This window comes from Sinorhizobium sp. NFACC03 (assembly GCF_900103435.1).
Classification (GTDB): domain Bacteria; phylum Pseudomonadota; class Alphaproteobacteria; order Rhizobiales; family Rhizobiaceae; genus Ensifer.
Genome location: NZ_FMXF01000006.1, coordinates 128,908 through 155,128, shown reverse-complemented (window position 1 = coordinate 155,128; position 26,221 = coordinate 128,908). Strand labels below are relative to the sequence as shown.

Here is a 26,221-nt window from a genome sequence, read left to right as displayed (position 1 = left end):
CCTTTGAAACATGATTGCGCCCTCCGTCGTGCCTGGACAGGAGACCGCTTGTCGCAGCCCTCGGTCCAATCGTCACACCCAGTCTGCCGCCGGGGCCGTCCTACGCCGATGCGGTGGGGCCTTCCCTTCGCGCCGACAAGCTGCATAACTCAAGCTGAACGTTGCAAATTCTGGGGATGGACAATGGAAACCAGCCACGACACACGCGAACTCGAAATGGTCGTGCTGATGACGCCGGACATGGCCAATTTCAGCGGCAAGGTCCATGGCGGCGCGCTGCTCAATCTCCTGGATCGCGTGGCTTTCTCATGCGCCTCGCGCTATTCGCAGCAATATGCGGTGACGCTTTCGGTCGACCAGGTGACCTTCCGCCAGCCGATCCATGTCGGCGAGCTCGTCACCTTCCGTGCCGCGGTCAACAATGCCGGCCGAACCTCGATGGAAATCGGCATCCGCGTCGAGGCCGAGAACATCAGGAGTGGCGAGCGGCGACACACCAACTCCTGTTACTTCACGATGGTCGCGGTCGACGCCGACGGCGCGCCGACGCCCGTACCTCCGCTGAACACTGACACCGCTGACCGCAAGCGCCGGCAGCGCGCGGCCGAAGCACGACGCAGCCTCAGGCGGGAGTTCGAGGAGCGCTTCCACGCGCTCCGATCTGCTTCTGAAGAGTGAGAGATAATCGCCATCCGCCACGAAATATCCGGGGGGGATGTCAGCGAACGCTGACGCGGCACTGGCGAAAGCACCGCAACAACAGCCGGCATGTTGAAAGCGCGCGGCTGGAACAAGGGGGCCGCTTGCTGCAGCCCCCTCGCTGGATCATTACATGTGAATCGGCTTGAAGAAGGTCGAAAGAGCCGCTTCCTTGACCGCTTCCGACATGGTCGGATGCGCATGGCAGGTGCGGCCGAGGTCTTCCGACGAACCGCCGAATTCCATCAGCACGGCGATTTCGTGGATCATCTCGCCGGCGCCGAAGCCGACGATGTGGCCGCCGAGAACCCGGTCGGTTTCCTTGTCGGCGAGAATCTTCACGAAGCCGTCGGTGGCAAGCATGGCGCGCGCGCGGCCATTGGCTGTGAAGGGGAACTTGCCGATCTTGTAGGCGACGCCTGCAGCCTTCAACTCTTCCTCGGTCTTGCCGACGGAGGCGATTTCCGGCTGGGTGTAGACGACGCTCGGGATGACGTCATAGTTCACGTGGCCGGCCTGTCCGGCGAGGATCTCGGCAACGGCGACGCCTTCGTCTTCCGCCTTGTGGGCGAGCATCGGGCCGCGCACGACGTCACCGATCGCGTAGATGCCGGTAACGCTCGTCTGGTAGTGATGGTCGATCTCGACACGGCCGCGCTGGTCCATGACGACGCCGGCCTTATCGAGGCCAAGACCATCGGTGTAAGGCTTGCGGCCGGTGGCAATCAGCACCACGTCGGCATCGAGCGTTACCGCGTCGCCGCCCTTGACCGGCTCGAAGGTCACCTTGGCGCCCTTGCCGTCCTTGACGACACCCGTAACCTTGGCGCCGAGCTTGAAGTCCATGCCTTGCTTCGCGAGCATGCGCTGGAACTGCTTGGCAACTTCACCGTCCATGCCGCCGAGGATGGTATCGAGATATTCGACGACCGTGACCTTGGCGCCGAGACGGGCCCAGACCGAGCCGAGCTCGAGGCCGATGACGCCGCCGCCGACGACGATCATGTTGGCCGGGACCTTTTCGAGCGCGATGCCGCCGGTCGAGGAGATGATCACCTTCTCGTCGATATCGACCTGAACGCCCGGAATGCCGGCGACGTCGGAGCCGGTGGCGATCACGATGTTCTTGGTTTCGAGGATCTGCTCCTCGCCCTTGTCGTTGGTGACCGAGACCTTGCCCTGACCGAGAACCTTGCCGGTGCCCTGGATGCCGTCGATCTTGTTCTTCTTGAACAGGAACGAGACGCCCTCGACGTTGGACTTAACGGTCGCGTCCTTGTGGGCCAACATCTTTTCGAGGTTCAGCTTCGGTGCTGCGACTTCGACGCCAAGCGCGTCAACGCCATGGGCGACCTGATGGAACACCTCGGAAGCATGCAGCAGCGCCTTGGACGGGATGCAGCCGATGTTGAGGCAGGTGCCGCCATAGGTGGCGCGCTTCTCGACGACGGCCACCTTCAGGCCGAGCTGAGCCGCCTTGATGGCGCAGACATAGCCGCCGGGGCCGCTGCCGATAACGATGAGATCATATGCCATTAGAATATCCTTCCTTCAGGGCGGTTACCGCCCGCCGCTGACATTGAGAATTGCCCCCGTCACATAAGTCGCCTTGTCTGACAGGAGGTAGAGAACCGCGTCAGCGACTTCCTCGGCGGTGCCGGGTCGCTGAACGGGAATGGTGGGAGCGAGATCGCGCGCCCGGTCCGGCAGGCCGCCGGAGGCATGGATCTCGGTATCGATGACGCCGGGACGGATCGCATTGACGCGAATGCCCTCGGTCGCAACCTCGCGCGCAAGGCCGATGGTGAAGGTGTCGATCGCACCCTTCGAGGCGGCGTAGTCGACATATTGCGCCGGCGAGCCGAGCACGGCTGCGGCAGACGAGATGTTGACGATGGCGCCACCGTTGCCGCCGTAGCGCGTCGACATGCGCCGGACAGCTTCCGCCGCACAGCGGATGGAGCCGGTGACGTTGATGCGGAACATGCGGTCCAGCCGATCGACCGACATCTCGTCGATCCGGGCGGTCGGCCCGACGATGCCGGCATTGTTGACGAGGCCATCCAGCCGGCCGAAGGCCGCATCGACGGCAGCGAACATCGCCTGGATATCTGCCTCGGAGCCGACATCGCCCCGAACGGCGATCGCCGTGCCGCCGACCGCTTCGATCGCGCCGACAACCGCATCTGCCGCATCACGGTTCGTCGCGTAGTTGACGGCGACACGCCAGCCGGCTTTCGCCGCGGCGACACAAACCGCCGCGCCGATGCCGCGGCTACCGCCTGTCACGAGAAGAACGGGGCCTGCGCTCATGCGGCGCATCCCTTGAGGGTGAAAGAATCCCAGCTGTCGGCCTCGGCCTTGCCTTTGCCCCAGGCGCTCGATGCTCTGAGAGAAGGCCCGAAATCGGGAAGCAGCAACTGCTCGGCCGCCTGTTCGGCTTCACCAGGGATCTCGCTGATCGCACCGGCCTTGTCGAGCGCATAGACGACGCCCTGCCATACCGTGCAGGCGCGCAGTTCCTCGCCGGTCGCGTCACCCTCCGGGCAATTGTGCATGATCAGCCCCGTGGCGCGTTCCGGCTCTCCCGCCGGCATCACGACGCCGTCGAGCAGAAGCCCGGGTTTGAGCACCGCCACCTTGAAGTGGTTGCTGGTCGCCGCACTTGCCGAGCCGACCGGCTCGAAGCGCAGCTCATAGCCGCCGTCACGATCGGCGTAGATCGCGTGCGACTGCTTGCAGTCGGCAGCGATCGCCGGTGCGGTAAGCGCAGTGTAGAACAGCATCAAGGCGAGGCGACCAAAAACCATGCTCAGGCGACCTTCTCCGTCGCGAGCTTGAGGCCGAGCGCAATGAAAACGACGCCGCTGGCGCGGTCGATCCACTTGCTGGCGCGGGTGAAGGCGGCGCGCATCCGCGGCGTCGTCATGAACAGGCTGACGCCGACGAACCAGAGGATCAGGCAGGTGGCCATGACCAGCCCATAGCCGAACTTGACGAGGATCGGCGTGTGGGCGCTGACGACGGTCGAGAAGATCGACAGGAAGAAGAATACCGGCTTCGGATTGAGCGCATTGGCGGCAAAGCCGAGGCCGAAAGCCTTGGCGGTCGACTGGCCCTTGGCCGGCTCATTGCCTTCCGCGCGCTCGACCTTGATCTCCGTCTGGCCGGCACGGAGCGCCTTGATGCCGATATAGATCAGGTAAGCGACGCCGCACCATTTGACGATGTTGAAGAGGTAGATCGACTGCGAAATGATCAGCCCCAGACCGAGGATCGTGTAAGTCACATGGAACATCAGCGAGGTGCCGATGCCGAAGGACGTGATGATGGCCGGGCGCCGGCCATGCACGATCGACTGGCGCATGACCATGGCCAGATCGGCGCCGGGAGAGACGATCGCAAAGGCGAAGATCGCCATCAGCGATGCGAGTTCTAGGAGATATTGGCTCATGGTTGTGCGACCGGTGCGTTGAAGGCCCAGACGTGGCCGAAGGGATCCTGGATGCGCGCGTAACGTGCGTGCCAGAAGGTATCCTGCGGCTCCAGAACTGTCGATGCCCCGGCGGCGATCGCCCGGTCATAGGCTGCATCGACGTCGGCGGCATCAGGCAGATTGATGTTGATGGCGACGTTCGCACCACCGACCGTCTTCGGCGAAAGAACGTTCGAGCCGAATTCGGGAAATTCGTCGTGCAGCATGATCTCGCCGCCGAAGAGCGCGAGATTGGAATGCATCACGCGCTTGCGATCCTCCGCCAGCTGGCAAAAGGTGTGTTGGGCACCAAAGGCCTTCTCGTAAAAGGCGATCGCCGCCATGCCGTCCTTGACGCAGAGATGCACCTGGATCGGCGGAACGTTTGGTTCGGATGCCATGCGAGTTCCTCCGTTCAGATCAGAATACCCGCAATCATCAGCAGGAGCCCGACCGCCGAAACGGTCCAGACGGCGGAGCGAACCAATCCGAGGCCGCCAATATAAATCGGCAGGTAGGCGGCTCTTGCCCAGAACCAGATCCCCACGCCCCATTGGGTGAGCGGTCCGCTCCGTCCGGAGAATTCTATCACGACCGCAAGGGCGATGAAGACCGGATAGGTCTCGTGAAAATTGCGCAGCGCCCGTCCCGCCCGCCCGGTAAAGACATTGGGCTCCGGCACGACGTCGCGATTGGTATCAGCTTCGATGACGCCGTGCTGCAGGCGATAGGCGCCCGCCTGCGCCATCATATAGGCGAAGGCGAGAACGGCACTCCAGAGCAGGTAGGTCAGTTCGAACGACATCGATGCGATCCGGAGAAGCGCGGCGCAGAAAGAAGCGGGGGCTGCAATCGCCCCCGCCCAACTCTTAGAGATCGAGAACCAGACGCTCCGGATCCTCGAGGCTTTCCTTGACGCGGACGAGGAAGGTCACGGCTTCCTTGCCGTCGACGATGCGGTGATCGTACGAGAGCGCGAGGTACATCATCGGGCGGATGACGACCTGGCCGCCGATGGCGACCGGACGGTCCTGGATCTTGTGCATGCCGAGAATGCCCGACTGCGGCGCGTTGAGGATCGGCGAGGACATCAGCGAACCGTAGACGCCGCCGTTGGAGATGGTGAAGGTACCGCCCTGCATGTCGGCCATCGACAGCGCGCCATCACGCGCAGCCTTGCCGAGACGACCGATGTCCTTCTCGATCTCGGCGATCGACATCTGGTCGGCATCGCGCACGATCGGAACGACAAGCCCCTTGTCGGTGCCGACGGCGACGCCGATGTGGCAGTAGTTCTTGTAGATGATGTCGGTGCCGTCGATCTCGGCGTTAACAGCCGGGATTTCCTTCAGCGCGTGGGTCACGGCCTTGGTGAAAAAGCCCATGAAGCCGAGCTTCACGCCATGCTTCTTCTCGAAGATGTCCTTGTACTTGTTGCGCAGCGACATGACGGCGCTCATGTCCACCTCGTTGTAGGTGGTGAGCATGGCGGCGGTGTTCTGCGCATCCTTGAGGCGCTTGGCGATCGTCTGGCGCAGGCGGGTCATCTTGACGCGCTCTTCGCGCACGACATCTTCTGCCGTCGACGGCGCACGGGCCTGGACCTTCGCCGGCTCTGCAGCAGCAGGGGTCGAGATGCCCTTGGCGACGGCTGCAAGCACATCACCCTTCAGCACCTGGCCACGCTTGCCGGAGCCATCGAGCTGATCGGCCGACAGGTTGTTTTCGGCGAGCAGCTTAGCGGCAGCCGGTGCCGGCGGCATCGACGAGGCAGCGGATGCTGCAGCAGCAGCCGGGGCAGCCGGAGCGGCAGCGGCCGGCTCGGCCTTCTTTTCGGCAGCAGCGGCCGGAGCGGCCGCAGCAGCGCCGGCAGCACCGGCGGCGATCTGGCCGAGCAGCGCGCCGAGACCGACGGTCTCGCCTGCCTGCGCAACGATTTCGGAGAGCGTGCCTGCAGCCGGAGCCGGCACTTCGATCGTCACCTTGTCGGTTTCGAGTTCGAGCAGGGGCTCATCGGCCTTGATGGCATCGCCGACCTTCTTGAACCAGGTGCCGACGGTCGCTTCGCTGACGGATTCGCCGAGGGTGGGAACGCGGATTTCTGTTGCCATGATTTTTGTTCCGTTGATCAGATATCTGTTTCTATTGGCTCAGAGCGTGGGGAGCGTCAGCCCCCCAGCGCGTCCTCGAGGAAGGCGGCAAGCTGCGCCTGGTGCTTCGACATCAGGCCCGTTGCCGGCGAGGCGGCAGCCGGACGGCCGGTGTAGCGCACGCGCTGATACTTGGCGTCGATATGGGCGAGAACCCATTCGAGATAGGGGTCGATGAACGACCAGGCGCCCATGTTCTTCGGCTCTTCCTGGCACCAGACCATCTCCGCGTTGCGGAAGCGGCTGAGCTCGTTGATCAGCGCCTTGGCCGGGAACGGATAGAGCTGTTCGACGCGCAGCAGGTAGACGTCGTCGATGCCGCGCTTCTCGCGCTCTTCGAGCAGGTCGTAGTAGACCTTGCCCGAGCAGAGCACGACGCGACGGATCTTCGAGTCCTTCTGCAGCTTGATCGGACCATCCTTGATCACTTCGGCGTCATCCCACAGCAGGCGGTGGAACGAGCTCTCGCCGGCCATTTCCGACAGACTTGAAACCGCCCGCTTGTGGCGCAGCAGCGACTTCGGCGTCATCAGGACCAGCGGCTTGCGGAAGTCGCGCTTCACCTGCCGGCGCAGGATGTGGAAGTAGTTCGCCGGCGTCGTGACGTTGGCGACCTGCATGTTGTCTTCGGCGCAGAGCTGCAGGAAGCGTTCGAGGCGGGCCGACGAGTGTTCCGGACCCTGGCCCTCATAACCGTGCGGCAGCAGGCAGACGAGACCCGACATGCGCAGCCACTTGCGTTCACCCGACGAGATGAACTGGTCGAAGACGACCTGTGCACCGTTGGCGAAGTCGCCGAACTGGGCTTCCCAGAGTGTCAGCGCGTTCGGACGGGCGAGCGAATAACCGTATTCGAAGCCGAGGACCGCCTCTTCCGAGAGCATCGAGTTGATGACTTCGTAGCGGGCCTGGGTCGGCGACAGGTTCGCAAGCGGAATGTAGCGCTCTTCGCTCTGCTGATCGTAAAGCACCGAATGGCGCTGCGAGAAGGTGCCGCGTTCGCAGTCCTGGCCCGACAGACGGATCTTGGTGCCTTCCGTGACCAGCGTACCGAAAGCGAGCGCCTCGGCCATGGCCCAGTCGACGCCTTCGCCGGTCTGGATCATCTGAGCGCGGTTTTCCATGAAGCGCTGGATCGTGCGGTGCGCGTTGAAGCCGGCCGGGATCTCCGAGATCTTGCGACCGACTTCCTTGAGCTGCTTCATCGGCACCGAGGTCTTGCCGCGGCGCTGTTCGTCCTGGTTGTCGGCCGAGCGCAAGCCCGACCAGACACCATCCAGCCAGTCGGCCTTGTTCGGCTTGTAGGACTGGCCAGCCTCGAACTCCTGCTCGAGGTGAGCGCGCCAGTCGGCCTTCATCTTCTCGACTTCGCCTTCCGACATCAGGCCCTCGGCGACCAGACGGTCGGAGTAGAGCTGGACGACGGTCTTGTGGGCGCGGATGACCTTGTACATCTTCGGCTGCGTGAACGCAGGCTCATCGCCTTCGTTGTGGCCGAAGCGGCGGTAGCAGAACATGTCGATGACGACAGGCTTGTGGAACTTCATCCGGAATTCGGTGGCGATCTTGGCCGCGTAGACAACCGCTTCCGGATCGTCGCCGTTAACGTGGAAGATCGGCGCCTCGATCATCTTGGCGACGTCGGACGGATAGGGCGACGAACGCGAGAAGGCCGGATTGGTGGTGAAGCCGATCTGGTTGTTGATGATGAAATGGACGGTACCGGCAACGCGGTGGCCGCGCAGGCCGGAAAGGCCGAGGATTTCAGCAATCACGCCCTGGCCGGCAAAGGCGGCGTCGCCATGCAGCAACAGCGGCATGACCTTCGAGCGTTCGCGCAACGGAATGATGTCGCCTTCAAACACGGTCGCCATCTGGTCCTGCTTGGCACGGGCCTTGCCCATGACGACAGGGTTGACGATTTCGAGGTGCGAGGGGTTCGCCGTCAGTGACAGGTGAACCTTGTTGCCGTCGAATTCGCGGTCCGAGGAAGCGCCGAGGTGGTACTTCACGTCGCCCGAACCTTCGACGTCGTCAGGCGCGTAGGAGCCGCCCTTGAACTCGTGGAAGATGGCGCGATGCGGCTTGGCCATCACCTGGGACAGCACGTTCAGGCGGCCGCGGTGGGCCATGCCGAGCACGATTTCCTTGAGGCCTTCCTGGCCGCCGCGCTTGATGATCTGCTCGAGTGCCGGGATCAGCGATTCGCCGCCGTCGAGACCGAAGCGCTTGGTGCCCTTGTACTTGACGTCGATGAACTGCTCGAAGCCTTCCGACTCGATCAGCTTCTGCAGGATCGCCTTCTTGCCCTCGGGCGTGAACTCGACGCCCTTGTCCGGCCCTTCGATGCGCTCCTGGATCCAGGCCTTCTCTTCCGGGTTGGACATGTGCATGAATTCGACGCCGATCGTCGAGCAATAGGTACGCTCGAGGATTTCGACCATTTCGCGAATGCTCGCGTATTCGAGGCCGAGCACGTTGTCGATGAAGATCTTGCGGTCGAGATCCTTCTCCTCAAACCCGTAGTTCGAGGGCGAAAGCTCGTTGTAGTCCTCAACCGGGGCAGCAAGGCCGAGCGGATCGAGCTTGGCATGCAGGTGGCCACGGGCACGATAGGCGCGGATCATCATGATGGCGCGGACGGAATCGCGCGTCGCCTGAAGGATATCTGCCTCGCTCACGGCAGTGCCGGTGGCGACGGCGGCTTCCTCAGCCTTCGCCTTGACCTTCTTCTCGATGACCTTTTCGACCGTGCCCCAATCGCCGTCGAGCGCAGAGACGAGTTCGCCATTGGCCGCGATCGGCCAGTTGTTCTTTTTCCAGGAGGCGCCCTTGGCTGCCTTCACCACATCTTCCGGCCGGTCGGCGAGCGCCTTGAAGAAGGCCTGCCATTCGGCCGAGACGGACGCCGGGTCCGTTTCATAGCGTGCTTGGAGCTGCTCGATATAGGCGGCGTTGGCGCCGTCCAGAAACGAAGTGAGCTGGAATTGCTCGTTGGCCTCTTGCCTTGTCATGGTCTCACGCGGACTGTTCTGTCCGCCTCCTGACTGAAGTTGGGTTGCCGGGTATCCCGGTCGTTCATGTTCGTTCGGCGCGTTGGCGCCTGGTGTTCCTACGGCGCCGCGCATCGAAAGGACGCGCCGGGATCGCCGTGGCACTAAGGTTGCCGCGCATCCTGATCTTCAATCAGCCAAGGAAACACGCGGCAGGCACGCTGTCCGGACCGGAATGGTCCGGCCCGGACAGAAGTCTTGAGATCAGCCCTTGAGGACTTCGACCAGCGTCTTGCCGAGACGGGCCGGCGACGGCGACACGCGGATGCCTGCCTGCTCCATCGCAGCGATCTTGGATTCCGCATCGCCCTTGCCGCCGGAAACGACGGCGCCGGCGTGACCCATGGTGCGGCCCTTCGGCGCCGTACGGCCCGCGATGAAGCCGGCCATCGGCTTCTTGCGGCCCTTCTTGGCTTCGTCGATGAGGAACTGCGCCGCATCCTCTTCGGCCGAGCCGCCGATCTCGCCGATCATGATGATCGAGGTCGTGGCTTCGTCCGCCAGGAACATCTCCAGCACGTCGATGAACTCGGTGCCCTTGACCGGGTCGCCGCCGATGCCGACGGCCGTCGTCTGGCCGAGGCCTTCGTTGGAGGTCTGGAACACGGCTTCATAGGTCAACGTACCGGAGCGCGAAACGATGCCGACCGAACCCTTGCGGAAGATCGAGCCCGGCATGATGCCGATCTTGCATTCTTCCGGCGTCAGGATACCGGGGCAGTTCGGGCCGAGCAGGCGCGACTTGGAGCGGTCGAGACGAGCCTTGACGCGCACCATGTCGGCAACCGGGATGCCTTCGGTAATGCAGGTGATGAACGGGATTTCCGCATCGATCGCCTCGATGATCGCGTCCGCGGCGCCTGCCGGCGGAACATAGATCACGGATGCGTCCGCACCGGTCTTTTCACGGCCTTCGGCAACCGACGCGAAGATCGGCAGGGTTTCGCCCTTGGAGCCGGTCCAGGTTTCGCCGCCCTTCTTCGGGTGAATGCCGCCGACCATCTGCGTGCCGTAATAGGCAAGCGCCTGTTCGGTATGGAAGGTGCCGGTCTTGCCGGTCAGGCCCTGAACGAGGACCTTGGTGTTCTTATTGACGAGAATCGACATGAGGTCTGGTCCTTCAGTTAGCCGTTGATCGCGGCGACGATCTTCTTGGCAGCGTCATCCAGATCGTCGGCGGCGGTGATCGCCAGGCCGGATTCGTTCAGGATCTTCTTGCCAAGCTCGACATTCGTGCCTTCGAGACGAACGACCAGCGGAACCTTGAGGCCGACTTCCTGCACGGCCGCAACGACACCTTCAGCGATGACATCGCACTTCATGATGCCGCCGAAGATGTTGACGAGGATACCCTCGACCTTCGGGTCGGCGGTGATGATCTTGAAGGCTGCCGCAACCTTCTCCTTGCCGGCGCCGCCGCCGACGTCACAGAAGTTCGCCGGCTCCTTGCCGTAGAGCTTGATGATGTCCATCGTCGCCATCGCAAGGCCGGCGCCGTTGACCATGCAGCCGATGTTGCCGTCGAGCGCGACATAGGCGAGGTCCCACTTGGAGGCCTCGATTTCCTTGGCGTCTTCTTCGGTTTCGTCGCGCAGTGCCTTGATGTCGTCGTGGCGGAAGAGCGCGTTGCCGTCGAACGAGACCTTGGCGTCGAGAACGCGCACGCGGCCGTTCTTCATGACGATCAGCGGGTTGATCTCGAGCAGGCTCATGTCCTTCTCGACAAAGGCCTTGTAGAGGATCGGGAAGAGCTTTTCGGCATCAGCCTTGGCTTCGCCTTCGAGCTTCAGGGCCGAGGTGAGCTTGGCGAGATCAGCGGCGGTGACGCCGGCTTCCGGGTTGATCGCGACGTTGACGATCTTTTCCGGCGTGTCGTGCGCAACAGCCTCGATGTCCATGCCGCCTTCCGTCGAAACGACGAAGGCAACCTGGCCGACCGAGCGGTCGACGAGCAGCGACAGATAGAGTTCGCGGTCGATGTCGGCGCCATCCTCGATATAGAGGCGGTTCACCTGCTTGCCGGCAGGGCCGGTCTGCGCAGTGACGAGCGTGTTGCCGAGCATGTCCTTGGCATGAGCCTTGGCTTCATCGATCGAGAAGGCAAGACGAACGCCGCCCTTGGCGTCGGCGGAAAGTTCCTTGAACTTGCCCTTGCCGCGGCCGCCGGCATGGATCTGGCTCTTGACCACGTAGAGCGGGCCCGGGAGCTTCTTGGCAGCGGCTTCTGCCTCTTCTGCGGAGAAGATCGCGACACCTTCCGCGACCGGCGCGCCATAGCTCTTCAGGAGAGCCTTGGCCTGATATTCATGAATGTTCATGGTGTTTTTCCTGTCTGGAGCATTCTGCAGACAGGTGAAACACCTGCCGTCGCACAAATGCGGCAAAAACAAAGAGGTTGAGCGGATGCCAGCATCCGCTCAACGCGACGCGATTACTGCTTCAGGCTCGGCGCAATGCCGATGCAGGCTTCGCAAAGGCCAGCGACCGAAGCGACCGACTTGTCGAACGCTTCCTTCTCGGCCTTGTTGAGATCGATCTCGATGATGCGCTCGACGCCGCCGGCGCCGATGACCGTCGGAACGCCGACATACATGTCCTTGACGCCGTACTGGCCGGTCAGATGCGCGGCGCAGGGCAGCACGCGCTTCTTGTCCTTGAGGTAGGCTTCCGCCATCTCGATCGCCGAAGCGGCCGGAGCGTAGTAGGCCGAGCCGGTCTTGAGCAGGCCGACGATTTCAGCGCCGCCGTCACGGGTGCGCTGGACGATTTCTTCGAGGCGCTCCTTGGTGAGCCAGCCCATCTGCACGAGGTCGGTCAGCGGGATGCCGGCAACGGTCGAGTAGCGGGCGAGCGGCACCATGGTGTCGCCGTGGCCGCCGAGAACGAAGGCGGTGACGTCCTGGACCGAAACGTTGAATTCCTGGGAAAGGAACAGGCGGAAGCGCGCGCTGTCGAGAACGCCGGCCATGCCGACGACCTTGTTCTTCGGCAGGCCCGAGAACTTCTGCAGCGCCCAGACCATGGCGTCGAGCGGGTTGGTGATGCAGATGACGAAGGCGTTCGGAGCGTACTTTTTGATGCCGGCGCCGACCTGTTCCATGACCTTGAGGTTGATGCCGAGCAGATCGTCGCGGCTCATGCCGGGCTTGCGGGCAACGCCGGCGGTGACGATGCAGACATCGGCGCCTTCGATGGCGGCGTAGTCGCTGGCACCCGTCAGGTTCGCGTCGAAACCTTCGACCGGGGAGGACTGGCCGATGTCGAGACCCTTGCCCTGGGGGATGCCGTCGGCAATGTCGAAGAGGACGATGTCGCCCAGCTCCTTCAGGCCGGCGAGATGCGCCAGCGTGCCACCAATCATCCCTGAACCGATAAGTGCGATCTTGTTGCGAGCCATGAAAGTGCTTCCTTTGTGATCCCAATATGATCAAGGCCTGAAACGCGGCAAACGCCAAACCTTCGCCGAAAGCCATTAAACGGCAAATGGTAAAATATCAAACGATACTTTTGGATGAAGCAATTTCAATCGGTTAGATCATAAAAGTCTTACGTAAACGTAAGACTTTCCGTCACAACCGCGTCACGAAACGGTCCGATTGGCGGGGTGTTCGGCGGCATATTCCTCACTTTGCATCTCGATCAGACGCGAAACCGTGCGGTCGAACTCGAAGCCTTCCGTACCCTTCTTCTGGGTCAGGAGATCCTGTGGCTCGGCCGCGGCCGACGCGAACAATCGGGCGCCATTGTCGTAGAGCGTGTCGACCAGAAGGATGAAGCGCTTGGTCTCGTTGCGCATATGGGGTCCCAGATGCGGCACGTGGTCGACGAAGATCGTCGAGTAACGCTCGAGGATCGCCAGATAATCGGCAGCACCCAGTGGCTGCTGGCAGAGATCGGCGAACGCAAAGCGGGCGCTCTGGCCGGCGGCGGCCGGCACATGGATCTTGCGGCCCTTGCGCGGCACTTCGGCCGGAGCAACAGCCTCGTTGCGGGTTTCCCGCATCCAGGCGCGCGCCATCGCCGCATCCGCCTCCGGGCCGAGCGGCGAAAGCCACACCGGACTTCCGTCCGTCTTCGTGAGGCGATAGTCGGTATCCGTGTCCAAGGAAATGACCTCGGCATTCGCCTTGAGCAGATCGATGAAGGGCAGGAACAGGCCGCGATTGAGGCCGTCGCGATAGAGATCGTCAGGCGCCACGTTCGACGTCGCGATCAGCACGCAGCCCTTTGCGAAAAGCTCGCCGAAGAGCCGCCCAAGGATCATCGCGTCGGCAATATCGGTCACCGAAAACTCGTCGAAACAGAGCAGCCGGGCCTCGCCGAAAAGCTCCGAGGCGACAGGCGGGATCGGATCGGCCTGTTTCGTCTCGCCGTTCTTCAGCTTCTGGCGGTGCTTGTAGATGCGCTCGTGCACATCGGCCATGAACTCGTGGAAGTGCGCCCGACGCTTGCGCTGGATCGGCACGGTATCGAAGAACAGGTCCATCAGCATGGTCTTGCCACGCCCGACGCCGCCATGGATGTAGAGGCCCTTTACCGGCGGATGGTCCTTCTTGCGCGAGGCGAACAGCCAGCCGAGCGCATTGGTCTTGCGCGACGGGCGGCTGGCGAGCAGCTCGGCGGAAAGATGATCGAAACGCCGCGCAATCGTAAACTGTGCGGGGTCGCGCTTACGCTCGCCACTCGTAACGAGCGCTTCGAGCTTGCGGTAGATACTGTCGTCAGGATTGAGCACGTCTCACCCGAGAGGAGCCGGAAAACAAAAGCCCGGCGCGAGACCGGGCTGGAAAAGCGTCAGCGGCTGAGGCTGACCGGCTGGCCGCCATTGGTCGAGCCGTCGAACCGGGCGTCGGCCGTCTTGTAGAGACGGGCGATGGCGTTGCCGCTGCGGTCTTTCAGAACCACCTGCTTGCCGGCCACTTCCCAGGAGCCCATGGTCGTCAGCTCGCCGGCGCAGCCACGGGTGCCGCCGCGCGAGCCGGAGCCGAGATTGGTAAGCGTCAGGAACATGTCACAGGAGGAGCCGGCGCTCGATACGCGCCAGTTGCCGACCATCGATTCCTTGGTGACGTCAAGCCCGCCGCCCGCCGCCGCGGCGACCTGCGTGCCGGGCTGCTGAACACCGCCGCCGGCGATCGCCGTGCCGCTCGCCGGTGCAGCCGGGAATTGCGAGGTGTTGCCGCTCGGCGCCGGAAGCTGGTTCGACGAAACCGAGGGAACCGGTGCGGCTTGGATGGGAGCGGGTGAAACATCCTGGGAACCGAAGCCGCCCATCGATGTTCTTTGGCATCCGGTCAGCGCAAGCACAACCGCCAGCCCCGCCGCCGCATGAATAACCCGCATATCCCTACTCCTGTTCGTGTCCGCGAACCATGATGCAACGCGATAATATAGGCCGAAATACAGCAAATCCACCTGACAAATCAAGCGACGACGATTCCTTGCGACCTGTTGCAGGATTGAAACGTCCTGACACGACGCATGCTCGGCGCGGTCATCGCCACATTGCCAACTGCCTATCCCCTGTCGCCGCGGCACAATCACGAATTGTCGATCGCCGTTTCACCGATGACATCAAAAAGAAAACGGCGAGCCAAGGCTCGCCGTCTCCTGAACTTCGTTTCCAATCCGACCGGTCAGACGCGGCGCTCGACCAGCATCTTCTTGATTTCGCCGATCGCCTTCGCCGGGTTCAGGCCCTTCGGACAGGCCTGGGCGCAGTTCATGATCGTGTGGCAGCGGTAGAGGCGGAAGGGGTCCTCGAGATTGTCGAGACGCTCGCCGGTCGCTTCGTCGCGGCTGTCGATCAGCCAGCGATAGGCCTGCAGCAGCACGGCCGGACCGAGGTAGCGGTCGCCGTTCCACCAATAGCTCGGACAGGAGGTCGAGCAGCAGGCGCACAGAATGCACTCGTAGAGGCCGTCGAGTTTCAGGCGGTCCTCGTGGCTCTGCTTCCATTCCTTGGCCGGCGTCGGCGACACCGTCTTCAGCCAGGGCTCGATCGAGCGGTGCTGGGCGTAGAAGTTGGTGAGGTCCGGCACAAGGTCCTTGACGACAGGCATGTGCGGCAGCGGATAAACCTTCACCGTGCCCTTCACCTCGTCCATGCCCTTGGTGCAGGCGAGCGTGTTGGTGCCGTCGATGTTCATGGCGCAGGAGCCGCAGATGCCTTCGCGGCAGGAGCGGCGCAGCGTCAGCGTCGGGTCGATCTTGTTCTTGATGTAGAGCAGACCGTCGAGCACCATCGGGCCGCAATCGTCGACATCAATGTAGAAGGTGTCGATGCGCGGATTGGCGCCGTCATCCGGGTTCCAGCGGTAGATGCGGTATTCGCGAACGTTGGTCGCGCCCTGCGGCTTCGGCCAGACCTTGCCTTCCGTCATCTGCGAGTTCTTGGGGAGAGCGAGTTCAACCATGTGGCTTATTCCTCAAGATCAGTAGACGCGCGCCTTCGGCTCGATCTTCTTGGGATCGATGCCGTCGGCAATCAGGTCGGTATGAACGGGGCGGTAGTCGAGCTTGACGTCGCCGGCTTCGTTGACCCAGGCAAGCGTGTGCTTGCGCCAGTTGACGTCGTCGCGGCCGCCGAGAGCGCCTTCGGTGAAGTCCTCGCGGGCGTGCGACCCACGGCTCTCCTTGCGCGCTTCGGCGCCGTAGATCGTCGTGATGGCGTTGGCCATGAGGTTTTCGAGTTCCAGCGTCTCGACGAGGTCGGAGTTCCAGATCATCGAGCGGTCGGTGACCTTGATATCAGGCAGCTCCTTCCAGATCGCCGAGATGCGCTTGCAGCCCGATTCCAGCGATTCCTGGGTGCGGAACACGGCCGCGTCTTCCTGCATGGCGCGCTGCATCTTTTCGCGCAGCACCGCCGTCGGCGTGCTGCCATTGGCGTTACGCAGGCGGTCGAAGCGGTCCATGATCCGGTCGCAGGCGGCCTTGTTGAGCTCCGGCACCGCCTCGTTGCGGTCGATCACCTGGCCGGCGCGGATGGCAGCGGCGCGGCCGAAGACCACGAGGTCGATCAGCGAGTTGGAACCGAGACGGTTGGCACCGTGCACCGAGGCGCAGCCGGCTTCGCCGACGGCCATCAGGCCGGGCGCGATGCGCTCTGGGTTTTGGGCATCGGCGTTCAGGACTTCGCCCCAGTAGTTGGTCGGCACGCCGCCCATGTTGTAGTGCACCGTCGGCAGAACCGGGATCGGCTCGCGCGTCACATCGACGCCGGCAAAGATCTTCGCCGATTCCGAGATGCCCGGCAGGCGCTCGTGCAGGACCGCCGGATCCAGGTGGTCGAGGTGCAGGAAGATGTGGTCCTTGTTCTTGCCGACGCCGCGGCCTTCGCGGATTTCCATCGTCATGCAGCGCGATACGACGTCACGCGAGGCAAGGTCCTTGGCCGAGGGCGCGTAGCGCTCCATGAAGCGCTCGCCTTCGGAGTTGACGAGGTAACCGCCTTCGCCGCGTGCGCCTTCGGTGATCAGGCAGCCCGCGCCGTAGATGCCGGTCGGGTGGAACTGGACGAATTCCATGTCCTGCAGCGGCAGGCCGGCGCGCGCGATCATACCACCGCCGTCACCGGTGCAGGTGTGCGCAGAGGTCGCCGAGAAATAGGCGCGGCCGTAGCCGCCGGTCGCCAGCACCACCATCTTGGCGGAAAAGCGATGGATCGTACCGTCGTCGAGGTTCCAGGCGACGACGCCGGTGCAGCGGCCGTCATCCGACATGATCAGGTCGAGCGCGAAATACTCGATGAAGAACTCGGCATTGTTCTTGAGCGACTGGCCATAGAGCGTGTGCAGGATCGCGTGGCCGGTACGGTCGGCAGCAGCACAGGTGCGCTGAACCGGCGGGCCTTCGCCGTAGTTCTGCATGTGGCCGCCGAAGGGCCGCTGGTAGATCTTGCCTTCGGCATTGCGCGAGAAAGGCACGCCGTAGTGCTCGAGCTCATAGACCGCCTTCGGCGCTTCCATGGCGAGATACTGCATGGCGTCGACGTCGCCGAGCCAATCGGAACCCTTGACGGTGTCGTAGAGGTGCCACTGCCAGCTGTCCGGCGTCATGTTCTGCAGCGAGGCAGCGATGCCGCCCTGGGCGGCAACCGTGTGCGAGCGGGTCGGGAAGACCTTGGTGATGCAGGCGGTCTTCAGACCCTGCTCGGCCATGCCGAGGGTGGCACGCAGACCGGCGCCGCCGGCGCCGACGACGACGACGTCGAAGGCGTGATCGACATATTCATAGGCCTTGCCGTTTGCAGCGGGTGAACTGTTCGATGCCATGGCGAAATTACCCTGCAAAAGCGATCTTCAGGATGGCGAAGAGACAGAGCCCACCAACCGCGATCGTGAAAAATGTATTGAGCATGAGAAGGACGATCTTCATGCCTTCGCCATGCACGTAGTCTTCGATGATCACCTGCATGCCGAGCCGCATGTGGATGAGGCCCGAGAGCACGACAAGAGCCATGACGACGGCGACGAAGGGGTTCGCAAGCGCGGCGACGACGTCCGCGTGGGGCGCACCGGCGTAGCGAACGAGGAAGATGACGAAGAAGATCAACAGCGGAACGTTGGCGACCGCCGTCAGGCGCTGGCGCCAGAAGTGATCGGTGCCTTCCTTGGCCGAACCGAGGCCGCGGACCTTGCCGAGAGGTGTGCGCATATCCATGGGTGTCTTTCCTCTCAGTTAGCGGACGAGATAGCCGACAACCCAGATCAGCAGCGTCAGAGCCACCGAACCGATGATCGTCGCCTTGGCCATCTTGGTGGCGAAGTGCTTCTCGTAACCGTAGCCGAGATCCCAGGCAAAGTGGCGCAAGCCTCCGAGCATGTGGTGCACCAACGCCCAGGTGTAGCCGAAGAGCACCAGCTTGCCGATCAGCGTGCCGAACAGCCAGCTGACCCAGTCGTAGTAGGCCGCACCCGACGCGGCGGCGATCAGCCACCAGGCAACGAGGATGGTGCCGAAGTAGAGCGCGCCGCCGGTGATGCGGTGCACAATGGACATGACCATCGTCGGGATCGGCTTATAGATTTGAAGATGCGGCGAGAGTGGCCGGCTTCTTGTGACATTCGTCATCGGAACCTCACGGAATGCCCGGATTTTCGCCCAAAAAACTGGACGAATTTAGTCCGGTATCGCACCTGATTGTGCGCAATTCAGTCATTCGGACCTTTAATCACCATAATGCTTAACGACAAGTGTGTTTGCGGTGCAAAATCAATTTAATCGATTAGACGAATTGCGCCATTTTCCAGCCTGCCGGAGACATGGGCATCCGTTAACGATAGCCGCAAAAAGCCAAGCAATTCCGTGACTTTCCCGCGAAAGTGGGCGAGAGTGATCTTAACCAATTGTTAAGTGTCCTCCGGAGGGCGAACAGAATGACTCTGTTCAAGGCAATCCATGCGACCAAAGTGCTAGCGCTCGCCGGCCTGGTCATCGTCACCACCTGCATCCCCTTGGAGGCCCGCGACTGGGGCGGAGCACGCGGCGTTCAGACACGAACCAACCATGTCCGCATGTATCAAGGTCGCCCCGGTCCGCGCTACGAGTTTGGCGGCATGGGCTCCCGCAACGGCTGGAACCGCAATCGCATGCACCGTCGCGACTGGATGGCCAACGATGGGTTGCCGGACGTGAACACCCGCACCCGGCACGTTCGCCTTCCCCGATATCGCCCCTATCCCGGCCCCTACACCGGGAGCTGGGAGCATCGCGGCGGATGGGTTCGTGACAGGGCAGGCAACGACATCTGGACGTCCGGAGGCCGTCGCCACGATGGTCGCCCACGCATCGCCAATGGACTGCCGGAAGTCGAGACACGCACGCGGCATGTTCGCCTCCCGCAGTATCGCCCATATCCCGGCCACTATGCCGAGCACTGGGGAAGCGGCGGCGGATGGGTTCGCGACAGGGCCGGCCGCGAGATCTGGACGTCCGGTGGCCAGCGCCGCGACTATCGCCAGGGCTACTATGGCGGCGATGAATATCCAGACACACCGGGCATCGGCACCTATGTCGGCGGCATTTCCGCCTATGTGGATCTCGGCAACGGCATCTATTTCAACCAGGAGGGCGACTATGGCTATGCCGACGACGGGCAGTCCGAATCGCCGCCGCAGACCAGACGCGGCAAGATCATCAATGTCACGCCGCAGACGATGAACGGCTCCTGCGCCTATGAACACGGCGTCTGTGTGATCCGGCGTTAGTTCATGTCACGGATTCGCGGGAAACCGCGGCTATGAGCCCGTCTGGAGCCATTTCGTCCAAATGCCTGTAGCAAACCCCGTCGCTGATGCCGTGTCGTCGCTGTTGAAGCCACTTGGCTTCAGGAGAAAGTCATCAAGCTGGTATCTCGAAAATGACGAAACCGTTCTGATCGTAAACGTCCAAAGGTCGCAGTTCGGCCCCCAGTATTACCTCAACTTTTCTGTGGTCATCCGAGCGATCTCGACAGTGCCACAACCCAAAGAATACCATGGAGACATCCGCTTCAGGCTCGAAGAGACTCTGCCTGCCCACTCGCACGAACTGTGCAAGAAGCTGCTGAACCTTGAATACCCGCTCTCTGACGATGAACGGTCGTTGCGTCTGGTGGAATTGATTAAGCGCCACGGCTTGCGGCTATTGCTGACATGCAATTCGGAGGCCGGCTTAAAAGAGGCGCTTGAAAGCAAATCACTTCCGGACTGGACATTCTCAAGTGCCGCGCGGGCGCATCTTGTCGAGCGCGTCACACGCGCCTCGATCTAGCAGAGGTCGGATAACGCTCGTCAGCGTGTTGGCGTTCTCCTCATGCGAGCGGCCGCCCGCGAGGCGAAGTCACCGACCGGCTCAGCGCCATCACACGCCCATGGCGCCGATGATCGCGCCCATTGCCAGAAGCACCAGCAGCCAGTGTCCGCCGTCGATCAGCGACAGGTCCCAACCGAAGCCCTGGTAGCGATGGTTGACGATGAGGGTCGTCGCGACGAAGCCGAGCCAAAGGAAGAAGGCCGAGACGACGCCGTTGACGAGCGTGACCTCGCCCGGCCCGAGGTGGCCGACGACGCCGGCGACCATGGTCGCCATCACCAGTTCCGAGACGAAGGAAATGGCAAAGAGAACCGGCGACATTTGCGCAGCCGCGGGATCGATGCGCGCCGCCTTCATCCAGGGTTTGCCGAGAACGCCGTAGTAGATCGCGCCGATGACGAAGGCCGCAATGGCGGCGATCAGCACCGCCAGATAGTTCATGCCCGCAAATACCATGTTCGTTCCCCCGTTTTTGCGGGGATTGGAATCGAAGGCCTTTGGGCTGTCAACTGTCCGTGTTCGCAGTGCCCCCGAAGCGCCAGACCGTCGTGCACTTGACCTCGCTGTCCTCCAGCGCGCGGGTCACGGGAACCTCGTAGGTGGCAAGGGCCGTCATCATCTCGCGCGGGCAATAGGAACGGCCGGGGTCGCCGACGATCACTGTCGCCCCTTTCGCCGTCAGATCCGAAAACCACGGTTTCAGCCGGTCGGCAAAAGCCTTGTCGTAGAAGACGTCGCCGGCGAGGTAGACATCGGCCCCAAGTTCGCGACCGGTCACGTCCTCGTCCGTATAGGAAAGGGCGACGCCGTTGAGTTCGGCATTGAGCCGGACCGCCGTTTTCGCCCAGGGATCGATATCGGCGGCAAGAACCGATGCCGCCCCCGCCTTCATCGCGGCGATTGCTACCAAGCCCGAACCGGAGGCGAAGTCGACGACCTGCCTGCCGCGCACCGTCTCGGGATGATCAAGGATGTAGCGGGCAAGCCCCTGCCCGCCGGCCCAGGCAAAGGCCCAGAACGGCGGCGGCAGGCCGATTTCCTGCAATTCCTCCTCGGTCTTCAGCCAGAGCTCATGCGCCTCGGTTGCCAGATGCAGGCGCACCTCCGGCACGTGAGGCGGCGAAAGCACGCCGGTATTGGCGAGGATGAAACTTTCCGGATCGGTCTTCACGAAAACTCTCCGAGCCTATCCGAAAGGCGAAAGCGGTTTCAGGATAGGCGGAAAAACAAGATTACCGCGGAGGATTGTCGAGCCCGCCCATGCGGCAGACCTCGATCCATTCGTCCTCGGTCACCGGCTGCACCGACAGGCGCATGGAAGTGACGAGCGACATCTTGGCGAGCTTCGGATTGTCCTTGATCTCTTTCAATGTCACCGGACGCGGCATGTCGGTGACAGCGCGGATATCGACGCAATCCCAGCGGGCGTCACCCTCGGCAGTCGAATCCGGATGCGAAAGCGCGCAGACCTCGGTAATGCCGACGATCTCCAGACCCTCGTTCGAGTGGTAGAAGAAGCCTTTGTCGCCGATCTGCATCGCCCGCATGTTGTTGCGCGCCAGATAGTTGCGCACGCCGGTCCATTCGGTGCCCTTGGCGCCTGCATCCTTCTGCATCTGCCAGGACCACTTGACCGGTTCGGATTTGTAGAGCCAATGCGCCATCGCGTCTCAGGCCTCCGGATTGTTGAAGACCCAGTTGAAGGCCTTGATCTCGACATCGGAGAAGAGGCCCGCCTTGGCATAGGGATCCGCTTCGGCAATGGCGCGGGCTTCTGCGATGGTCTCGGCCTTGACGATCACCAGGCTGCCGGTCGGCTTGCCGTCGTCACCCAGGAACGGGCCCGCGATCTTTAGAATGCCCTTGGCGTTGAGATCGTTGAGATAGGCGACATGATCGGGGCGGGTATCGAGCCGAAGCTGCAGCGCGCCGGGTTTGTCGGTGCAATGAAGTGCGAAGAGCATGCTTCCTCCTGAAGTTGTCGTTTGGCGCGGGATGCGAGCGGAAAACCGCTTTACACTTTTGCGCACCCCGCTACCGGATTATTCCTGGGTGATCGGGCGTGTCATCAATTGTTCGAGTGCGGTGCGGACATCGAGCTTGCCGTCGATAATCGCCGCCACCGCTTCGGTGATCGGCATCTCGACGCCGAGATCATGGGCGACGCGCGCGGCGACCGACGCGGCAAAGGCGCCTTCGACCAGCTCGCCCTTGCCCCCATCGGCGCGGCCGTTTCGGCCGAGCGCGATGCCGAAGCGCAGATTGCGCGACTGGTGGCTGGTGGCCGTCAGCACGAGATCGCCGAGGCCCGAGAGGCCGCGCACCGTGTCGGCCTCGCCACCCTCGGCGGCGATGAAGCGCGACATCTCGGCAAGGCCGCGTGAGATCAGCGCTGCGCGGGCGGAATCGCCGAGACCCGCACCCTCGACGATGCCGCAGGCAATCGCCAGCACGTTCTTGAGCGCGCCGCCGAGCTGCACCCCGATGCGATCCTGCGATGGGTAGAGCCGGAAGGTCGGGCCTGAAAGCACCTCTGCCAGCGTCGTCGCCGTTTGAGCATCGGCGGCAGCGATTACCATCGCAGTCGGCAGGCCCTTGGCGATATCTGCGGCGAAACCGGGACCCGAAAGCACGCCGATCGAACGACCGGGCAATTCCTCCGCCAGAACGTCGGTCAGCAACCGGCCGGTCGCTTGCTCCATGCCCTTGGCGCAGGTGACGATCGTGGCGGCTGCATTGATCTGCGGGCCATATTGCCGCGCCGCATCACGGTGCGCCTGGGACGGCATGGCGAACAGCACGACTTCGGCTTCGGCGAGAACGGAGACATCCGCCGTATGTTTCAGCGCCGGCGGCAGATCGATGCCCGGCAGGGCATCCTCGTTGCGGCCGGTATTGCGGCACGCTTCAGCAATCTCCTGCCGACGGGCGAGCAGCGTCACGTCGCTGCCTTCGGCGGACGCCGCAACTGCGGCGAGCGCGGTGCCGAAGGCACCCGCACCAACCACCACGATCTTCGGCCCGGTCTTGGATTTGTCGTTCATTCTCTATCCGTCACATTCTGGCATCATGGCCCTGGCTGAGCCCCTCATGCCTTGGCGCCGCGTTTGCCGGAGCCGAGCAGTGCCTGCGCTTGGGCGTCGAGCGGCCAGCGCGAGCGCGGCGCAACGTCGAGGCTATCGGCCACCATGCCCGCCGCCAGGCGCTCCGCACCGGCCCAGGCGATCATCGCGGCATTGTCAGTGCAGAGCGAAAGCGGCGGCGCGATAAACTCGAAACCGGATTGCGCGCACAAGCTCTGCAGCGTCGAACGCAGCACCTGGTTCGCGGCAACGCCCCCGGCGACCACCAGGGCCGGGCGCACCACGCCGGCATGCTCCGCCTTGAAGCGCTTCAGCCCGCGCCCGACGCGATCCTTGAGCGTGCGCGAGATCGCACGCTGGAAGGAAGCGCAGATATCGGCGATGTCCTGCTCCGTCACCGGCTCCAGCGATTGCGCCGCCTGGCGCACCGCCGTCTTCAGACCCGAGAAGGAGAAATCGAGCCGGGCGTCACCGACGAGCGGGCGCGGAAAATCGAAACGCTGGGGATTGCCGGCGAGCGCCGCACGCTCGACCGCCGGACCACCCGGATAGGGAAGACCGAGCAGTTTCGCCGTCTTGTCGAAGGCCTCGCCAAGCGCGTCGTCGATCGTCGTGCCCCAGCGCTCGTATTCGCCGACACCCTTGACGAGGATAAGCTGCGTATGGCCGCCGGAAACGAGCAGCATCAGATAGGGAAAGGAGAGCCCGTCGGTCAGCCGCGCCGTCAGCGCGTGGCCTTCGAGATGGTTGACGGCGTAGAGCGGCTTGCCGGTTGCGCGCGCGATCGCCTTGCCGGTCATCAGCCCGACGATCAGGCCGCCGATCAGACCGGGACCACTTGTCGCAGCGATCGCATCGATGTCGGAAAGCGTGATGCCGGCGCGCAGCAGCGCCTCCTCGATCAGCGTGTCGAGCGCTTCCACATGGGCGCGCGCGGCGATCTCGGGAACCACGCCGCCATAGGCGCTATGCTCTTCCAGCTGGCTCAGAACGACGTCGCCGAGAATGTGACCCTTGCCGTCGGAATCGCGCAAAATAACGGAAGCGGCGGTTTCGTCGCAGCTTGTTTCTATGCCGAGGATGCGCAGGGGCGGAGACATCAGAGTATACTCAAAGATTGCGGTCGCACCGAAAGGTGGGTACACGGAACTCCGGTAACAATGGATAGCCTTTGATGCAAACAAAACCTTTCCGGATCGGCACGCGCGGCAGCCCGCTGGCGCTCGCTCAAGCCCATGAAACGCGCGACCGGCTCGCAGCGGTGCATGGTCTGGCGCCGGAAATGTTCGAGGTCGTCATTCTCTCGACCAAGGGCGACCGGATCACCGACCGCTCGCTCGCCGAGATCGGCGGCAAGGGCCTGTTCACCGAGGAGATCGAGCAGCAATTGCTGTCGGGCGAACTCGATTTCGCCGTGCATTCGTCCAAGGACATGCCGACGAAGCTGCCCGATGGGCTCTGTCTTTCCGCCTTCCTGCCGCGCGAGGACATTCGCGACGCCTTCATCGGCCGCACGGCACCGAAATTGATGGAACTGCCTGAAGGCGCCACTGTCGGTTCCTCGTCGCTGCGCCGCCAGGCGCTGATCCGCCGGCTGCGCCCGGATATCGACGTCATCACCTATCGCGGCCAGGTGGAAACGCGGCTAAGGAAGCTCGCCGAGGGCCAGGTGGATGCAACGCTGCTCGCCTATGCCGGCCTGAAGCGGCTCGGCATGTCCGACGTTCCGACCGAACTGCTCGACCCGACGGATTTCCCCCCGGCCCCGGCGCAAGGCGCGATCTGCATCGAAAGCCGGGTCGGCGACAGCCGCATCAACGACCTGCTCGCGGCCATCGACGATCCACGCACCCACGAGGCCGTTACCTGCGAGCGCGGCTTCCTCGCGACGCTTGACGGCTCCTGCCGCACGCCGATCGCCGGCCTCGCCACCTCGGATGGCACCCATCTCCGTTTTTCCGGCATGATCCTCACGCCCGACGGCCAGACCCATCATCGCGTCACGATCGAAGGCAGGGCCACCGACGCCGAAGCGCTCGGCAAGAAGGCCGGCGAGGAAATCCGCGCCAAGGCCGGCCCGGGCTTCTTTGCAAGCTGGACCTGAGCCGATGCGCGTGCTCGTCACCCGGCCGCTTCCCGCCGCCGAGGCGACGGCGCGTCGGCTGGAGGCTGCCGGCCACCAGCCGATCCTCCTGCCGTTGATGCAGGCCATGCATCTCGCCGCCGTTGCCGAAGCAGCGCTAGACATACCGTTTGCAGCCATTGTCCTGACCAGCGCCGAAGCGGTTCGGGTCCTCGCGACACTGGGCGGCAAATTGGAAAAGCATCTGAAAAACCCGTGCTTCTGCGTCGGCGAGGCGACTGCGCGGGCAGCACGAGAACTTGGCTTCACCGATCTCCGCATCGGCGATGGCACCGGCAAAGCGCTGGCCGGGCTGATTGTTTCGGCCGTCGGCACTTTGCCGAAACAGCCCCTCCTCTACCTGACCGGCTCTCCGCGCTCCGACGGCCTCGAAAGCACGCTCCGGCAACATGGCGTCGAGTATAGGACGGTCGAATGCTATCGCATGGAACCGACCGTGCAGCCGCCCGGTGCGCTGAAAGATCTCGCGCGAACCGACCGGCCCGACGCCGTTCTGCTCTATTCCCGGGAGACGGCTCGACGCCTGGCGGCATTGCTGCTGGAGGCCAGTCTGGACGCTGCGTCCTTCAGCCCGCGCTATCTCTGCCTGAGCGCTGCCGTCGCCGAGGCGCTGCCAAGCAACGTCATGGCGCAGATCGCCGCTAAGCCCGACGAAGAAAACCTTTTTAGTTTGATCTAAAATGGGATGAAGAAAAATGTTGGCGGTTTTCCGCCCGCATTCCACGTCACTCCAGGGCCGATTCAGCCAAAATCGAAACGCAGGGGCTTTCCCTCACCGTTCGGGCTGACTAGGTTTGAGAGAAGAGCCGACAGGAACCAAC

The 26,221-nt window shown here is 63.1% G+C and carries 28 protein-coding genes; 5 read left to right on the top strand and 23 right to left on the bottom strand.

Features of this window, described 5'->3' with window-relative positions; translation table 11 throughout:
• Window positions 1–183: 183 nt before the first annotated feature.
• Window positions 184–678, top strand: a complete 495-nt coding sequence (locus BLU35_RS11750) for an acyl-CoA thioesterase (RefSeq protein WP_057255010.1) — start codon at window positions 184–186, stop codon at window positions 676–678.
• Window positions 679–828: 150 nt separating this feature from the next.
• Here BLU35_RS11750 and lpdA read toward each other — a convergent pair whose 3' ends face one another.
• The 17 genes from lpdA to sdhC all read right to left on the bottom strand — a co-directional run bounded on the left by lpdA (window position 829) and on the right by sdhC (window position 18,452).
• A complete protein-coding gene (lpdA, locus tag BLU35_RS11745; protein ID WP_093233130.1) occupies window positions 829–2,235 on the bottom strand; it encodes a dihydrolipoyl dehydrogenase in 1,407 nt (468 codons plus the stop codon).
• Between the two features lie 24 nt (window positions 2,236–2,259).
• A complete protein-coding gene (locus tag BLU35_RS11740) occupies window positions 2,260–3,012 on the bottom strand; it encodes an SDR family oxidoreductase (protein WP_093233180.1) in 753 nt (250 codons plus the stop codon).
• Complete coding sequence (locus BLU35_RS11735; RefSeq protein ID WP_093233129.1) at window positions 3,009–3,509, bottom strand: hypothetical protein; 501 nt, start codon at window positions 3,507–3,509, stop codon at window positions 3,009–3,011. Before BLU35_RS11735 ends, BLU35_RS11740 begins: the two co-directional genes overlap by 4 nt.
• A gap of 2 nt (window positions 3,510–3,511) precedes the next feature.
• Window positions 3,512–4,153 carry a LysE family translocator gene (locus tag BLU35_RS11730; RefSeq protein WP_093233128.1) on the bottom strand — a complete coding sequence of 214 codons (642 nt, stop codon included), beginning with the start codon at window positions 4,151–4,153 and terminating at the stop codon, window positions 3,512–3,514.
• A complete protein-coding gene (locus BLU35_RS11725) occupies window positions 4,150–4,575 on the bottom strand; it encodes a VOC family protein (protein ID WP_093233127.1) in 426 nt (141 codons plus the stop codon). The genes BLU35_RS11730 and BLU35_RS11725 overlap by 4 nt, the downstream gene beginning before the upstream one ends.
• 14 nt (window positions 4,576–4,589) lie before the next feature.
• Window positions 4,590–4,979: an MAPEG family protein gene (locus BLU35_RS11720; RefSeq protein WP_057255006.1), complete on the bottom strand. Its 390-nt coding sequence runs from the start codon at window positions 4,977–4,979 to the stop codon at window positions 4,590–4,592.
• Between the two features lie 64 nt (window positions 4,980–5,043).
• A complete protein-coding gene (odhB, locus tag BLU35_RS11715) occupies window positions 5,044–6,285 on the bottom strand; it encodes a 2-oxoglutarate dehydrogenase complex dihydrolipoyllysine-residue succinyltransferase (RefSeq protein ID WP_058321728.1) in 1,242 nt (413 codons plus the stop codon).
• A gap of 56 nt (window positions 6,286–6,341) precedes the next feature.
• Complete coding sequence (locus BLU35_RS11710) at window positions 6,342–9,338, bottom strand: 2-oxoglutarate dehydrogenase E1 component (RefSeq protein WP_057255004.1); 2,997 nt, start codon at window positions 9,336–9,338, stop codon at window positions 6,342–6,344.
• 243 nt (window positions 9,339–9,581) lie between these two features.
• Window positions 9,582–10,484 carry a succinate--CoA ligase subunit alpha gene (gene sucD, locus BLU35_RS11705; RefSeq protein ID WP_058321727.1) on the bottom strand — a complete coding sequence of 301 codons (903 nt, stop codon included), beginning with the start codon at window positions 10,482–10,484 and terminating at the stop codon, window positions 9,582–9,584.
• A gap of 17 nt (window positions 10,485–10,501) precedes the next feature.
• Window positions 10,502–11,695 carry an ADP-forming succinate--CoA ligase subunit beta gene (sucC, locus tag BLU35_RS11700; protein ID WP_057255002.1) on the bottom strand — a complete coding sequence of 398 codons (1,194 nt, stop codon included), beginning with the start codon at window positions 11,693–11,695 and terminating at the stop codon, window positions 10,502–10,504.
• A 113-nt stretch (window positions 11,696–11,808) separates the two neighbouring features.
• Window positions 11,809–12,774, bottom strand: a complete 966-nt coding sequence (mdh, locus tag BLU35_RS11695) for a malate dehydrogenase (RefSeq protein ID WP_057255001.1) — start codon at window positions 12,772–12,774, stop codon at window positions 11,809–11,811.
• 183 nt (window positions 12,775–12,957) lie between these two features.
• The gene (gene zapE / locus BLU35_RS11690; protein ID WP_057255000.1) at window positions 12,958–14,112 is read right to left on the bottom strand and encodes a cell division protein ZapE; all 1,155 of its coding nucleotides are present in this window, start codon (window positions 14,110–14,112) and stop codon (window positions 12,958–12,960) included.
• A 59-nt stretch (window positions 14,113–14,171) separates the two neighbouring features.
• Complete coding sequence (locus tag BLU35_RS11685) at window positions 14,172–14,720, bottom strand: protease inhibitor Inh/omp19 family protein (RefSeq protein ID WP_057254999.1); 549 nt, start codon at window positions 14,718–14,720, stop codon at window positions 14,172–14,174.
• A 293-nt stretch (window positions 14,721–15,013) separates the two neighbouring features.
• Complete coding sequence (locus BLU35_RS11680; protein ID WP_057254998.1) at window positions 15,014–15,793, bottom strand: succinate dehydrogenase iron-sulfur subunit; 780 nt, start codon at window positions 15,791–15,793, stop codon at window positions 15,014–15,016.
• A gap of 18 nt (window positions 15,794–15,811) precedes the next feature.
• Window positions 15,812–17,653 (bottom strand): succinate dehydrogenase flavoprotein subunit, encoded by a 1,842-nt coding sequence (gene sdhA, locus BLU35_RS11675; RefSeq protein WP_057254997.1) that lies wholly within the window; start codon window positions 17,651–17,653, stop codon window positions 15,812–15,814.
• Window positions 17,654–17,660: 7 nt separating this feature from the next.
• Entirely contained in the window at window positions 17,661–18,041 is a 381-nt protein-coding gene (sdhD, locus tag BLU35_RS11670; RefSeq protein WP_058321723.1) for a succinate dehydrogenase, hydrophobic membrane anchor protein, read from the bottom strand.
• Between the two features lie 18 nt (window positions 18,042–18,059).
• Window positions 18,060–18,452, bottom strand: coding sequence for a succinate dehydrogenase, cytochrome b556 subunit (sdhC, locus tag BLU35_RS11665; RefSeq protein WP_034802580.1), 393 nt, complete (start codon window positions 18,450–18,452; stop codon window positions 18,060–18,062).
• 305 nt (window positions 18,453–18,757) lie between these two features.
• On the opposite strand from sdhC, the gene BLU35_RS11660 reads away from it, so the two are divergent.
• Both BLU35_RS11660 and BLU35_RS11655 read left to right on the top strand, forming a co-directional pair.
• On the top strand, window positions 18,758–19,588 hold the full coding sequence (locus BLU35_RS11660; protein WP_093233126.1) for a hypothetical protein: 831 nt from the start codon (window positions 18,758–18,760) through the stop codon (window positions 19,586–19,588).
• A 61-nt stretch (window positions 19,589–19,649) separates the two neighbouring features.
• The gene (locus BLU35_RS11655) at window positions 19,650–20,132 is read left to right on the top strand and encodes a DUF4304 domain-containing protein (protein ID WP_093233125.1); all 483 of its coding nucleotides are present in this window, start codon (window positions 19,650–19,652) and stop codon (window positions 20,130–20,132) included.
• Between the two features lie 90 nt (window positions 20,133–20,222).
• Here the strand turns inward: BLU35_RS11655 and BLU35_RS11650 are convergent, their stop codons facing one another.
• The 6 genes from BLU35_RS11650 to tsaD form a co-directional block, all read right to left on the bottom strand.
• Entirely contained in the window at window positions 20,223–20,630 is a 408-nt protein-coding gene (locus BLU35_RS11650; protein WP_093233124.1) for a DUF1761 domain-containing protein, read from the bottom strand.
• A gap of 49 nt (window positions 20,631–20,679) precedes the next feature.
• On the bottom strand, window positions 20,680–21,345 hold the full coding sequence (locus BLU35_RS11645) for a class I SAM-dependent methyltransferase (protein ID WP_057254993.1): 666 nt from the start codon (window positions 21,343–21,345) through the stop codon (window positions 20,680–20,682).
• A 61-nt stretch (window positions 21,346–21,406) separates the two neighbouring features.
• Window positions 21,407–21,838: an EVE domain-containing protein gene (locus tag BLU35_RS11640; RefSeq protein ID WP_058325701.1), complete on the bottom strand. Its 432-nt coding sequence runs from the start codon at window positions 21,836–21,838 to the stop codon at window positions 21,407–21,409.
• Between the two features lie 6 nt (window positions 21,839–21,844).
• Window positions 21,845–22,138 carry a YciI-like protein gene (locus BLU35_RS11635; RefSeq protein WP_058325702.1) on the bottom strand — a complete coding sequence of 98 codons (294 nt, stop codon included), beginning with the start codon at window positions 22,136–22,138 and terminating at the stop codon, window positions 21,845–21,847.
• A 78-nt stretch (window positions 22,139–22,216) separates the two neighbouring features.
• Window positions 22,217–23,218 (bottom strand): NAD(P)H-dependent glycerol-3-phosphate dehydrogenase, encoded by a 1,002-nt coding sequence (locus BLU35_RS11630; protein WP_093233123.1) that lies wholly within the window; start codon window positions 23,216–23,218, stop codon window positions 22,217–22,219.
• Window positions 23,219–23,262: 44 nt separating this feature from the next.
• A complete protein-coding gene (tsaD, locus tag BLU35_RS11625; RefSeq protein ID WP_058325704.1) occupies window positions 23,263–24,357 on the bottom strand; it encodes a tRNA (adenosine(37)-N6)-threonylcarbamoyltransferase complex transferase subunit TsaD in 1,095 nt (364 codons plus the stop codon).
• 74 nt (window positions 24,358–24,431) lie between these two features.
• Between tsaD and hemC the strand changes: the two genes are divergently transcribed.
• Window positions 24,432–25,361, top strand: coding sequence for a hydroxymethylbilane synthase (hemC, locus tag BLU35_RS11620; protein WP_093233122.1), 930 nt, complete (start codon window positions 24,432–24,434; stop codon window positions 25,359–25,361).
• 4 nt (window positions 25,362–25,365) lie between these two features.
• Window positions 25,366–26,079 carry a uroporphyrinogen-III synthase gene (locus BLU35_RS11615; RefSeq protein ID WP_093233121.1) on the top strand — a complete coding sequence of 238 codons (714 nt, stop codon included), beginning with the start codon at window positions 25,366–25,368 and terminating at the stop codon, window positions 26,077–26,079.
• Window positions 26,080–26,221: the final 142 nt, after the last annotated feature.

Bases quoted from the DNA above. Each gene is read 5' to 3' on its own strand.
- BLU35_RS11750 (WP_057255010.1), top strand. From the start codon at position 184: ATGGAAACCAGCCACGACACACGCGAACTCGAAATGGTCGTGCTGATG.
- lpdA (WP_093233130.1), bottom strand. From the start codon at position 2,235: ATGGCATATGATCTCATCGTTATCGGCAGCGGCCCCGGCGGCTATGTC.
- BLU35_RS11740 (WP_093233180.1), bottom strand. From the start codon at position 3,012: ATGAGCGCAGGCCCCGTTCTTCTCGTGACAGGCGGTAGCCGCGGCATC.
- BLU35_RS11735 (WP_093233129.1), bottom strand. From the start codon at position 3,509: ATGGTTTTTGGTCGCCTCGCCTTGATGCTGTTCTACACTGCGCTTACC.
- BLU35_RS11730 (WP_093233128.1), bottom strand. From the start codon at position 4,153: ATGAGCCAATATCTCCTAGAACTCGCATCGCTGATGGCGATCTTCGCC.
- BLU35_RS11725 (WP_093233127.1), bottom strand. From the start codon at position 4,575: ATGGCATCCGAACCAAACGTTCCGCCGATCCAGGTGCATCTCTGCGTC.
- BLU35_RS11720 (WP_057255006.1), bottom strand. From the start codon at position 4,979: ATGTCGTTCGAACTGACCTACCTGCTCTGGAGTGCCGTTCTCGCCTTC.
- odhB (WP_058321728.1), bottom strand. From the start codon at position 6,285: ATGGCAACAGAAATCCGCGTTCCCACCCTCGGCGAATCCGTCAGCGAA.
- BLU35_RS11710 (WP_057255004.1), bottom strand. From the start codon at position 9,338: ATGACAAGGCAAGAGGCCAACGAGCAATTCCAGCTCACTTCGTTTCTG.
- sucD (WP_058321727.1), bottom strand. From the start codon at position 10,484: ATGTCGATTCTCGTCAATAAGAACACCAAGGTCCTCGTTCAGGGCCTG.
- sucC (WP_057255002.1), bottom strand. From the start codon at position 11,695: ATGAACATTCATGAATATCAGGCCAAGGCTCTCCTGAAGAGCTATGGC.
- mdh (WP_057255001.1), bottom strand. From the start codon at position 12,774: ATGGCTCGCAACAAGATCGCACTTATCGGTTCAGGGATGATTGGTGGC.
- BLU35_RS11685 (WP_057254999.1), bottom strand. From the start codon at position 14,720: ATGCGGGTTATTCATGCGGCGGCGGGGCTGGCGGTTGTGCTTGCGCTG.
- BLU35_RS11680 (WP_057254998.1), bottom strand. From the start codon at position 15,793: ATGGTTGAACTCGCTCTCCCCAAGAACTCGCAGATGACGGAAGGCAAG.
- sdhA (WP_057254997.1), bottom strand. From the start codon at position 17,653: ATGGCATCGAACAGTTCACCCGCTGCAAACGGCAAGGCCTATGAATAT.
- sdhD (WP_058321723.1), bottom strand. From the start codon at position 18,041: ATGGATATGCGCACACCTCTCGGCAAGGTCCGCGGCCTCGGTTCGGCC.
- sdhC (WP_034802580.1), bottom strand. From the start codon at position 18,452: ATGACGAATGTCACAAGAAGCCGGCCACTCTCGCCGCATCTTCAAATC.
- BLU35_RS11660 (WP_093233126.1), top strand. From the start codon at position 18,758: ATGACTCTGTTCAAGGCAATCCATGCGACCAAAGTGCTAGCGCTCGCC.
- BLU35_RS11655 (WP_093233125.1), top strand. From the start codon at position 19,650: ATGCCTGTAGCAAACCCCGTCGCTGATGCCGTGTCGTCGCTGTTGAAG.
- BLU35_RS11650 (WP_093233124.1), bottom strand. From the start codon at position 20,630: ATGGTATTTGCGGGCATGAACTATCTGGCGGTGCTGATCGCCGCCATT.
- BLU35_RS11640 (WP_058325701.1), bottom strand. From the start codon at position 21,838: ATGGCGCATTGGCTCTACAAATCCGAACCGGTCAAGTGGTCCTGGCAG.
- BLU35_RS11635 (WP_058325702.1), bottom strand. From the start codon at position 22,138: ATGCTCTTCGCACTTCATTGCACCGACAAACCCGGCGCGCTGCAGCTT.
- BLU35_RS11630 (WP_093233123.1), bottom strand. From the start codon at position 23,218: ATGAACGACAAATCCAAGACCGGGCCGAAGATCGTGGTGGTTGGTGCG.
- tsaD (WP_058325704.1), bottom strand. From the start codon at position 24,357: ATGTCTCCGCCCCTGCGCATCCTCGGCATAGAAACAAGCTGCGACGAA.
- hemC (WP_093233122.1), top strand. From the start codon at position 24,432: ATGCAAACAAAACCTTTCCGGATCGGCACGCGCGGCAGCCCGCTGGCG.
- BLU35_RS11615 (WP_093233121.1), top strand. From the start codon at position 25,366: ATGCGCGTGCTCGTCACCCGGCCGCTTCCCGCCGCCGAGGCGACGGCG.